At 72.5% G+C, this 9,979-nt stretch carries 11 protein-coding genes; 9 read left to right on the top strand and 2 right to left on the bottom strand.

Translation table 11 applies throughout. The annotated features are described in order from the left end of the window. From VFH10_RS06230 to VFH10_RS06190, 9 genes are all read left to right on the top strand, one after another. The coding region (locus VFH10_RS06230) for a CPBP family intramembrane glutamic endopeptidase (RefSeq protein ID WP_325127028.1) at positions 1–411 on the top strand (411 nt) is incomplete at its 5' end. Continuing rightward, the gene (locus tag VFH10_RS06225) at positions 408–1,487 is read left to right on the top strand and encodes a serine hydrolase domain-containing protein (RefSeq protein ID WP_325127026.1); all 1,080 of its coding nucleotides are present in this window, start codon (positions 408–410) and stop codon (positions 1,485–1,487) included. The genes VFH10_RS06230 and VFH10_RS06225, both read left to right, overlap by 4 nt. Beyond that, positions 1,478–2,698 (top strand): aminotransferase class V-fold PLP-dependent enzyme, encoded by a 1,221-nt coding sequence (locus tag VFH10_RS06220; RefSeq protein WP_325127025.1) that lies wholly within the window; start codon positions 1,478–1,480, stop codon positions 2,696–2,698. The genes VFH10_RS06225 and VFH10_RS06220 overlap by 10 nt, the downstream gene beginning before the upstream one ends. Positions 2,699–2,759: 61 nt before the next feature. Beyond that, a complete protein-coding gene (npdG, locus tag VFH10_RS06215) occupies positions 2,760–3,425 on the top strand; it encodes an NADPH-dependent F420 reductase (protein ID WP_325127023.1) in 666 nt (221 codons plus the stop codon). 62 nt (positions 3,426–3,487) lie between these two features. After that, complete coding sequence (locus tag VFH10_RS06210; RefSeq protein WP_325127022.1) at positions 3,488–4,390, top strand: glucosyl-3-phosphoglycerate synthase; 903 nt, start codon at positions 3,488–3,490, stop codon at positions 4,388–4,390. Then, positions 4,387–5,250 carry a dihydropteroate synthase gene (gene folP / locus VFH10_RS06205; RefSeq protein ID WP_325127020.1) on the top strand — a complete coding sequence of 288 codons (864 nt, stop codon included), beginning with the start codon at positions 4,387–4,389 and terminating at the stop codon, positions 5,248–5,250. The genes VFH10_RS06210 and folP overlap by 4 nt, the downstream gene beginning before the upstream one ends. Continuing rightward, positions 5,247–5,828: a hypothetical protein gene (locus tag VFH10_RS06200; protein WP_325127018.1), complete on the top strand. Its 582-nt coding sequence runs from the start codon at positions 5,247–5,249 to the stop codon at positions 5,826–5,828. Before folP ends, VFH10_RS06200 begins: the two co-directional genes overlap by 4 nt. After that, entirely contained in the window at positions 5,816–6,517 is a 702-nt protein-coding gene (locus VFH10_RS06195) for a dihydrofolate reductase family protein (RefSeq protein WP_325127016.1), read from the top strand. The genes VFH10_RS06200 and VFH10_RS06195 overlap by 13 nt, the downstream gene beginning before the upstream one ends. A 25-nt stretch (positions 6,518–6,542) precedes the next feature. Further along, a complete protein-coding gene (locus tag VFH10_RS06190; protein ID WP_325127014.1) occupies positions 6,543–7,541 on the top strand; it encodes a zinc-dependent alcohol dehydrogenase family protein in 999 nt (332 codons plus the stop codon). A 28-nt stretch (positions 7,542–7,569) separates the two neighbouring features. Here the strand turns inward: VFH10_RS06190 and VFH10_RS06185 are convergent, their stop codons facing one another. Both VFH10_RS06185 and VFH10_RS06180 read right to left on the bottom strand, forming a co-directional pair. Continuing rightward, positions 7,570–8,658: a HAMP domain-containing sensor histidine kinase gene (locus VFH10_RS06185; protein ID WP_325127012.1), complete on the bottom strand. Its 1,089-nt coding sequence runs from the start codon at positions 8,656–8,658 to the stop codon at positions 7,570–7,572. Between the two features lies 1 nt (position 8,659). Further along, complete coding sequence (locus tag VFH10_RS06180) at positions 8,660–9,328, bottom strand: response regulator transcription factor (protein ID WP_325127010.1); 669 nt, start codon at positions 9,326–9,328, stop codon at positions 8,660–8,662. Positions 9,329–9,979: the final 651 nt, after the last annotated feature.

Raw genomic sequence — 9,979 nt, 5'->3', positions numbered from 1 at the left:
TGGGAGGAGGCGGCCTGGTCCGGACTGGTGCAGACACGGTTGCAGCAGCGCCACGGCCTCGTCCGAGCTGCCCTGCTGACCGCCGTTCCGTTCGCCCTCGCCCACCTTCCCCTGCACTTCATCGGTGACTTCTCGTGGCGGTCCGTGCTGTCGGCCCTGATGGCTCTCGTCATCGTGTGTGCCTTGGTGCGCCTGATGATCGGGGTCTTCCTGCGCCACACCCACGGAAGCATCCTGGCCGTCGCCGTCCTGCACTCCGTCTTCAACCGGAGCAACAACGAGGAGGGTCTCGTGGCCGGTCTCCTCGAGGGCGACGGACGAAAGCTGGCCGGCCTGATCGCGGTGCTCCTCCTCACCGTCACGGTGGCGGTCGTGACCAGGCGCACCCGCCGGTCCGGCGGTGCGGTGTGAACGCCACGCACCACTTGCGACGGCTCGTCGAACGGGCCGTCGCGGAGGCCAAGGCCCCCGGGATGTCCGTTGCGGTCGCCGGCCCGGAGGGAGTCCTCGCCGTCGAGGCGGTCGGGTACGCCGACTTGTCCGCGCGGCGTCCGGCGACGGTGGACGACCAGTACCCCTGGTTCTCGATGACCAAGATCGCCACTGCCACGGCCGCCATGCGGCTTCGCGCCGACGGGCTCCTCGACCTCGACGCACCGGTCGGCAACTACCTCCCGCAGTACCAGCCGCCCGCGAAGCTCGGCCACCCGACGACCCGGCAGCTGCTCATCCACACAGCCGGGCTCGGCAACCCTCTCCCGATCCGATGGGTGCGACCTGCCGAGCAGCCGGCTGACCCGACGTTCACCGCCCGGGTCCTGGCTCGTCACGGCGCGCCCCGTCGGCGGGTCGGCGGGCGTGCGTCGTACTCCAACATCGGCTACCTGCTCGCGGCCGAGGTCATCGGGGCCGTCACCGGCACCTCGGTCGCGGACTCTGTCCGGGACACGGTGCTGCGCCCCCTCGACATGGGCACGACCGGCTACCGCTACGACTCTCGGCTCCCGCACTCCGTCGGGCACGTGCGCGTGCCGGCGCCGCTGGTGCCCGTGCTGCGACGAGCCCTGCCCGCAGGGATCGTCGGCGCGCGCGTGGACGGCTACGTCTCCCTCCGGCCCTTCCTCGTCGAAGGCGCCGGCTATGGCGGCCTCGTCGGGACCGTCAGCGACGCGGCGAGACTCGCAGCGGCGCACTCCGCAGACGAGCGGGACGACCATCCGTTGCTGGCGCACCAGGACATCGAGGCGATGCGCACGATCACGGCGGCCGGCAAGCGGTTCGACCACGGGATCGGCTGGTTCAGGCGTCCGCGCGACGCGGCTCGCGTGCCCGGCTTCGTGGAGCACTACGGCACGGGCGGCGGGTTCCACCACGCGATGAGGATCTACCCCGGCGCCAGACTCGCGATGGTCGCGATGGCCAACACGACCTCTGCATGCGACGTCGACGCACTCTTCACAAGGATCGAGGAGCTGGCATGGAGATGATGACGGACGCCGATGTCGAGCGCGCACGGCGCGACACCCCCGGTACGACGAGGGTCGCCCACCTCAACAACGCGGGCGCCGCCCTGCCGCCCAAGGCGGTGACCGACGCCGTCGTGGCCCACCTGCACCGTGAGGCGGAGATGGGCGGCTACGAGGCGGCCGCGGCCGCCGCCGACCTGGTCGACGACACCTACACCGCGATCGCCCGCTTGATCGGCTGCGACGTGGACGAGATCGCCGTCGTCGAGAACGCCACCCGCGCGTGGGACATGGCGTTCTACGGACTCGCGTTCCAGCCGGGCGACCGCATCCTCACCGCCAGGGCCGAGTACGCCAGCAACGTCATTGCGTTCCTGCAGGTCGCCGCCCGCACTGGCGCCACCGTGGAGGTGGTGGACGACGACGAGGAGGGCCAGCTCTCGGTCGACGACCTCCGCCGGCGACTCGACGACGGACGGGGCCCGGTCCGACTCGTGGCGATGACTCACGTGCCCACGCAGGGTGGGCTCGTCAACCCGGCCGAGGACGTCGGCGCCGTGACCCGCGAGGCGGGCGTCCCGTACCTGCTCGACGCCTGTCAGTCGGCCGGCCAGATGCCTCTCGACGTGGACCGCATCGGCTGCGACATGCTCTCCGCGACCGGCCGGAAGTACCTTCGCGGCCCCCGTGGCACCGGGTTCCTGTACGTCCGCCGCGAGTTCCTCGAGAAGGTCGAGCCACCGTTCCTCGATCTCCATGCCGCCACGTGGACCGCGCCGGACCGGTACGAGATCCGACCGGACGCGCGCCGCTTCGAGAACTGGGAGACCAACTACGCCGCCAAGATCGGCCTGGGCGTCGCGGTCGACTACGCACTGGCTTGGGGGCTGGAGTCGATCGAGGGGCGCGTGACCGGTCTGGCCGAGCGGCTCCGTGGTCGCTTGGCGGACCTCGACGGCGTGCACGTGCAGGACCAGGGTCGGCAACGCTGCGGCATCGTCACCTTCACGGTCGACGGCGTCCCGTCCGAGGAGGTGCAGCGTCGGCTCGCCGACAGCGGCGTCAATGTCAGCGTCTCCGTGGCCGACTACGCCCGGCTCGACCTGCCGCAGCGGGGCCTCTCCGACGTGGTCCGCGCCTCGGTCCACTACTACAACGTCGATGACGAGCTCGACCAGATGATCGCGGCTCTGCCGGGACCGCGACCTGCGACGGACAGCCGGACGACATGATGGTCCCGTCAGCGGCATCCCGATCGTTCGTCGCGTTGCATCCACGGCCAAGGAGCACCACATGACCGACCTCACCGTCAGCACCGTCGCGATTCTCGGGGGGACCGGCCCGCAGGGACGCGGACTAGCGCGACGGTTCGCCGCCGCCGGCCTGGCGGTCGTGGTCGGCAGCCGCAGCGCCGAGCGGGCCGCCGACACGGCCGCCATGCTGGCAGAGGCGACCGGAGCTGCGGTGACGGGTGCGGCCAACGCGGACGCGGCGGCCGCCGGTGACGTCGTGATCGTGGCGGTGCCGTGGGACGGGCACGCCGAGCTGCTGTCCGGCCTGGCCGGTGCGCTCGCGGGCAAGGTCGTCGTGGACTGCGTCAACCCGCTGGGCTTCGACAAGCAGGGCGCGTATCCACTCCTGGTCGAGGAGGGGTCGGCGGCCGAGCAGGCCCGGGCCCTGCTCCCGGACAGCCGCGTGGTCGCGGCGTTCCACCACGTCAGCGCGGTGCTCCTCGAGGACGCCGACGTCGCCGAGGTCGACACCGACGTGCTCGTGCTCGGCGACGACCGCGAGGCCACCGACCTGGTGCAGGCCCTGGCGTCGAGCGTTCCGGGCATGCGGGGCGTCTTCGGCGGCCGGCTGCGCAACGCCCATCAGGTGGAGGCGCTGACCGCCAACCTGATCAGCATCAACCGTCGCTACAAGGCGCACGCAGGGCTCCGGGTCACGGACGTCTAGCGGAGCCGTGCCCGGCGCGGCCGCCCGCCGGCCGTGGGTGGTGGCGGCACTAAGGTGGCGAGGTGGAGGAAGGCACGCCGAGCCCGGCGACGTACCGCTGGCAGGACTGGGGTCTCCAGGAGCTCCTCGCCGCCAAGCAGGACGCTGGCACGCGGGTCAGCCTGGTCGTCCCGGCACGCAACGAGGCCGCCACGGTGGGCGCCGTCGTGAGCCGGGTGCGCAAGGCGCTCGTCGACACCGTGGCGCTGCTCGACGAGATCGTGGTGATCGACTCCGATTCCGACGACGACACCTTCGCGATCGCGGAGGACGCCGGCGCCGTCGTGCACCGCTCCCGCGACATCCGCCCCGACCTCGGCTCGGTGCCGGGCAAGGGCGAGGCGATGTGGAAGGCGCTCTTCGTCACCACCGGCGACCTGCTGGTGTTCATGGACGCGGACCTGCTCGACTGGGACACCCACTTCGTGCCCGGACTGCTCGGGCCGCTGCTGACCTCCCCGCCGGTGCGGCTCGTGAAGGGGTTCTACGAGCGGCCGTACGTCGACGGTGACGTGGTGACGCCGTACGAAGGCGGACGGGTCACCGAGCTTGTCGCCCGGCCCCTGCTCTCGCTTCGCTTCCCCGAGCTCATCGGTGTCCTGCAGCCGCTCGCCGGGGAGTGGGCGGTGCGACGCTCGCTGTTCGAGTCGCTGAGCGTGCCGACCGGCTACGCCGTCGAGATCGCCGCGCTCGTCGACACCTTCCGGGCACACGGCCTCGAGGCGCTGGCCCAGGTCGACCTCGGCCGGCGCGCCCACCGGCACCAGGCGTTGCGCGACCTCGGCGCCATGGCCACCCAGGTCATGGCGGCGACCGAGTCGCGCTGGGCCGGCCTCCCGCCCAGGGACGTGGTGATGCTGCTCGACCGGGAGGTGCCGTTGGGCGAGCGGCCGCCCGCCCGGTCGCTGCTGGAGGTCCGGCGATGACCCTCAAGCTCGGCAGGCACGAGTTCGACGACGACGCGACGCTGATGATGGCGATCGTCAACCGCACCCCCGACTCCTTCTACGACAAGGGCGCGACCTGGGCCGAGGACAGGGCGTTCGACCGGGTCGCCCAGGTGGTGGGGGAGGGCGCCGAGATCGTGGACATCGGTGGGATCAAGGCGGCGCCCGGTGCCGAGATCGATGCCGAGGAGGAGAAGCGCCGGGTCGTCGACTTCGTCGCCAGGGTGCGATCGGCGTACCCCGACCTGGTGATCTCCGTCGACACCTGGCGGGCCGAGGTCGGGAGCGCCGTCTGCGAGGCGGGAGCGGACCTGCTCAACGACGCCTGGGGCGGCGCGGACCCCGGGCTGGCCCGGGTCGCGGCCGAGCACGACGTCGCGCTGGTCTGCACGCACACCGGCGGGGTCCCCCCGCGCACGCGGCCGCACCGGATCGAGTACGCCGACGTGGTGGCCGACGCGATCGCGTCCACGGTCGGACAGGCGGAGCGCGCCGTCGCGCTGGGCGTGGACCGTCGGAGTGTTGTCATCGACCCCGCGCACGACTTCGGCAAGAACACCTTCCACTCCCTGGAGGTCACCCGCCGACTCGGCGAGATGACCGCCACCGGCTGGCCGGTGCTCGTCTCCCTGTCCAACAAGGACTTCGTGGGCGAGACGCTCGACCGCCCGGTGGGCGAACGGCTGCTCGGCACGCTGGCGGCGACGGCGGTCTGCGCCTCTGCCGGCGCCCGGATCTACCGCGTCCACGAGGTTCCCGAGACCAGGCAGGTCGTGGACATGGCGTGGAGCATCGCGGGGCGGCGCCGTCCCCGACGGGTCGTGCGGGGGTTGGCGTGAGGACCCGCGTGGCGTTCCTGCCGGCGGCGCCCGTGCTCCTGCCCGAGTACGCCGGGCTCGAGGACCTGGTCGGGGCACTGCGTGCCGCCTGTGTCGACGCCGTCACCTGGCTGGTCAAGGAAGCCGGCGACACCGTGCAGGTGGTCGCGCCCCCGCCGGATCCTGCCAACGCCTCTCGCGGGGTGGGGGTGTCCGTCGGGACGCGGCTCGCGGCCCATCTGACCGCGGTGGCCGGGTTCGGCGGCAGGGTGGAAGCGGCCGACGGTGCGTCGCTGGGGTCGGCGGTCCTCGTGTTCGGCAACGGCAGCGCCCGCCGCGGCGAGAAGGCGCCGGGCCACTTCGACGAACGGGCGTCGGCCTTCGACGAGACGACACTCGGCGCGCTGGTCCGCGGCGAGCCTGCCGCCCTGGCCGGGCTCGACGACGAGCTCGGGGTCGAGCTCCTCGCGGACGGGATCGCGGGGCTGCGCGGCCTCGGCCGGGCCCTCGCAGGCAGCCCGGTGGCGGCGTCGACGCTCTATGCCGACGATCCGTTCGGGGTGCAGTACTGGGTGGTGACCTGGGAATGCGGGTCCTGATCGACCGGCGCTCGCGTGGCTCCGACGCGGTCAGCCGGGACGACGCGGCGCCGGCCGAGCTGTACGCCGAGGAGCGGACCCCCTGGCTGCGGGCCAACATGATCAGCACCGTGGACGGCGCGGGCACCGGCGCGGACGGCCTGACCGGGTCGATCAACAACGCGGCCGACCACCGGGTGTTCCACGCGTTGCGCGGACTGGCCGACGCCGTGCTCGTCGGTGCGGGCACCGCCGTCGCGGAGGGCTATCGACCCGAGGACACTCCCGTGGTGGTCGTGACCGGCCGTGGGCGGGTGCCGGAGCGGCTCCAGCACCCCCGGCCGGGCCAGGTACTGCTGGTCACCTGCGAGTCCGCTGCCGGCCTCGGTCACGCCCGGGAGCTGCTCGGCGGCGACCACGTGCTGGTCGCCGGTCAGGACGAGGTCGACCTGGCCCGCGCGGTTGCCGAGCTCACCGACCGCGGGATGGGGCGGCTGCTCTGCGAGGGCGGGCCACGGCTGCTCGGCGACCTGCTCACGGTCGGTCTCGTCGACGAGCTCTGCACGACGATCGTCCCGCAGCTCGTGGGCGGGGACCAGCCGCGGATCGTCACCTCTGCGGGCATGCGGGTTCCGCTGGACCTGCGGCTGCTGGCCGAGGAGGACGACACCGTGTTCGCCCGCTGGACCGTGCGCCGCGACCAGAGCTGACGGCTGAGCCGGAAGGAGGGCGTCGATGCGAGCGTGGGCGGTGACCGGGGAGCCGACCCCGACCCGGTTGTTGCGGGAGGTCGAGCGGTCCGTGCCGGAACCGGCCGACGACGAGGTGCTCGTCCGGGTCGAGGCCTGTGGCGTGTGCCGCACCGACCTGCACCTGGCCGAGGGGGACCTCGCGCCCCGCCGGCCGGACACGGTGCCCGGCCATGAGGCGGTGGGCCGCGTGGTCGGGGTCGGCGCCGACGTGCGCCGTTTCGTGTCGGGCGACCGCGTCGGGGTGCCGTGGCTGCGCCGCACCTGCGGACAGTGTCGCTGGTGCCGCACCGGCGCCGAGAACCTCTGCCCCGGGTCGGCGTACACCGGCTGGGACGCCGACGGAGGGTTCGCCGAGCTCCTCACAGCCCCGGCCGCGTTCGTCTACGCGCTGCCCGACGACCTGCCCGTGGCGGAGGCGGCGCCGCTGCTGTGCGCCGGGATCATCGGCTACCGGGCGCTGAGCCGCGCGTCGCTCCCACCCGGAGGCCGCCTCGGGATCTACGGCTTCGGCGCCAGCGCGCACCTGACCGCCCAGGTCGCCCTCGCCCAGGGTGCCGAAGTGCACGTGCTCACCCGGGGCGCGGCCGCGCGCGCGCTGGCCCTCGAGCTCGGTGCCGCGTCGGCCGGGGATGCGTACGCCGCACCGCCGCTCCCGCTCGACTCCGCGATCGTCTTCGCGCCGGCCGGTGATCTGGTGCCGGTCGCGCTCGCCGCGCTCGCGCCGGGCGGCACCGTGTCGCTGGCGGGGATCCACATGAGCGACGTGCCCGCGATGGACTACCAGTCGCACCTGTTCCGCGAGCGGACCCTGACGTCGGTGACCGCCAACACCCGGGCCGACGGCGAGGAGCTGCTGGCGTTGGCCGCCCGCCTGGGGGTTCGTGCCCGGACCACGACGTACCCGCTGTCGGAGGCCGACCGGGCCCTGCGCGACTTGCGCGATGGTGCCTTCAGTGGCGCGGCCGTGCTCGTGACGGGCTGAGCAGGTTGCCAGGCCAGGGGCGGTCGGGTCAGCGCAGCGCCGGCTCCGCGGGCTCGGCGACGGCCACGGACCGCGGCGGTTCGGCGCGAACCGGGGACCGGTCCGAGATCGGCAGGGTCAGGGTGACGAGCGCACCGCCCTCCGGCGCGACGCCGGCCTCGAGCCGACCCTGCCGGGACTCGACGATCTCGCGCACCAACGAAAGGCCGAGGCCGGTCCTGGCCCGTGGGTCCTGGTTCGACGAGGCATCGGCGACCAGGTCCTGGGGACCGTTGAAGGCGGCGACCTGCTCAGGACTGAAGCCCGAGCCCGAGTCGGCCACCCCCAGGCTCATGCCCGCGCCCTCGCGCCGGGCGAACACCCGGATCGTGTCGCCCTCCTCGGTGTAACGGACGGCGTTCTCGACGAGCGTGTCCACGCACACCTTGACCCGCTCCTCGTGCGTGTCGACGACACCCGCCGCCGACGTCACCTGCCAGTCGCGGGGAGCGACGATGGACCATCGGTCGACGATGTCCTGCATCAGCCGGTCGAGGTCGACCTGCTGTTGCGGCAGGTCGTCGTGGAAGCGAATCATCCGCAGCAGCCGGTCGCAGGCACGGTCCAGGCGGTCGATCTCCTCGCGGACCACGTCGAGGTCGTTGAGCACCGGACCGGTCTCGGTGGACCGGAGCAGGTCGACGTACCCGGCCATGATGGTGAGCGGGGTCCGCATCTCGTGTGACGTGAGCCGGACCAGACGCTCCCGGCGGGCGACCTGCTCACGGTCGCGCTCGGCCATCTCCCGGTTGACCCTCAGGGCGGCGTCCCGGTGTCCGACGTGCCAGATCATGAGCCCCAGCAGCAGGGTCATGAACGGGATCTCGGTCGTCTGTGCCCAGTGGATGTGCCCGTCGGCGGCTCGCATGAGGAGGATCACGCCGGTGATCACGGTGTAGACGGCCAGCGTCACGTAGGTCCTGCGCGTGCTCCAGACGTCGAGCCCGAAAGCGACGGCTAGTCCGGCGTACCCGAGGTGGTAGGGGACCGTCTCCCGTCCCGGCACGAACCACATCGCGACGGCACAGGCGGTCCCCCAGAACAGCCAGGGCACGAAGAGGTTCAGGTTGCGGCGCATCTCAGTCCCCCACGAAGCAGTAGCCGACGCCGCGCACCGTCTCCACGGGCAGGTCCTCGAGCTTGCCGCGCAGCCGGCGCAGGCACACCTCGACCACGTTGCTGCCGGGGTCGAAGTCGAGTCCCCACACGTCGTGCAGCAGCTCGTCCCTGCGGCACACGTCTCCCCGCCGCCGCATCAGGTGGGCGAGCAGAGCGGTCTCCCGCTCGGCGAGCGCGGTCACGCCGACACTGGTGTGCGCGCGGCGCCGGTCGACGTCGAGGCGCAGCGAGCCGCTCTCGATGTAGCGGTCCGTGGTCCGCTGCCTGGGCCCACCCGCCAGGTGCCGGCGGGTGCGGGCCATCAGCTCGGACAGGTGGAACGGCTTTCCGACGAAGTCCACCGCACCCCGGTCGAGTGCCGTCACACGGGCGGCGACGTCCGAGACGCCGGACAGCATGATCACCGGTGGCTGCTGCGGGCCCTCGGCGATCGCCGCCAGGCACTGCAGCCCGTTCATCTCCGGCATCACGATGTCCAGGAGGACCAGGTCCACCGACTCCGTGGCGAGGACGTCGAGCGCCTCGCGACCGGTCTCGGCGCCGAGCACGACGTGGCCCTGCGAGACGAGCGCGCGGCGCAGGAACGCCTGCACGCGCTCCTCGTCGTCGACGACCAGCACAGTGCTCATGCCGTCACCCCCAGCTGTCCCCGCGGCCTTCCCCAGGCCCCACTCATGGTGACGACTCCGCAGGGCGCAGCCAAGGCGTTCGGCGGCAAATGACCCACCGGTCCGTGGATAGATGGCATATCCGGACTACGTGGCTTTCGCATCCGGGGGGTGCAGATCCGACATGACGACTTCATGACGGCTGGATGAGCGCTCCGGGACGGTCCCGACCGTCGGTGACCGAATCCCCCCGGCAGTCGGCATCATCGTTCTTGCGCCGCTCCCCTGAAAGTGGCGCCCACGCAAGGGATGGGTCATCGACCGTGGCGTCGGTCGGTGGCTCGTCGATCCCCGTCGGGACTCCGTTTGCCGCAGATCTGCTGCACCGGGGACGAGTCTCGGCGGGGATCGCCCTGTCTGACGGCCCTGCCTGATAGCCCCTGTCTGATCGGCCTTGTGATCGCCCCGCCTGCAGGTGCGGATCCCCGTCGGCCGAGGGCACGGCCACCCGGCTCGCGGACGCGTCGCGGGCTGCCGGCGACGCGCGCCGTCGCCTGCGTCGTACCCAGGATTCTCGAGGCATACGCGTTCGGCCCCCTGGGTAGATGGTTCGGGGACAGCGTCCACGAACCTGGAGGAACGCGGGTGGCTCTCAAGCTCGCCGTCATCTAC

This window comes from Nocardioides sp., assembly GCF_035697785.1.
In the GTDB taxonomy this organism is placed as follows: domain Bacteria; phylum Actinomycetota; class Actinomycetes; order Propionibacteriales; family Nocardioidaceae; genus Nocardioides_B.
Note: the sequence above shows the minus strand (reverse complement) of the source record. Positions and strands in the feature narration are given on the sequence as shown.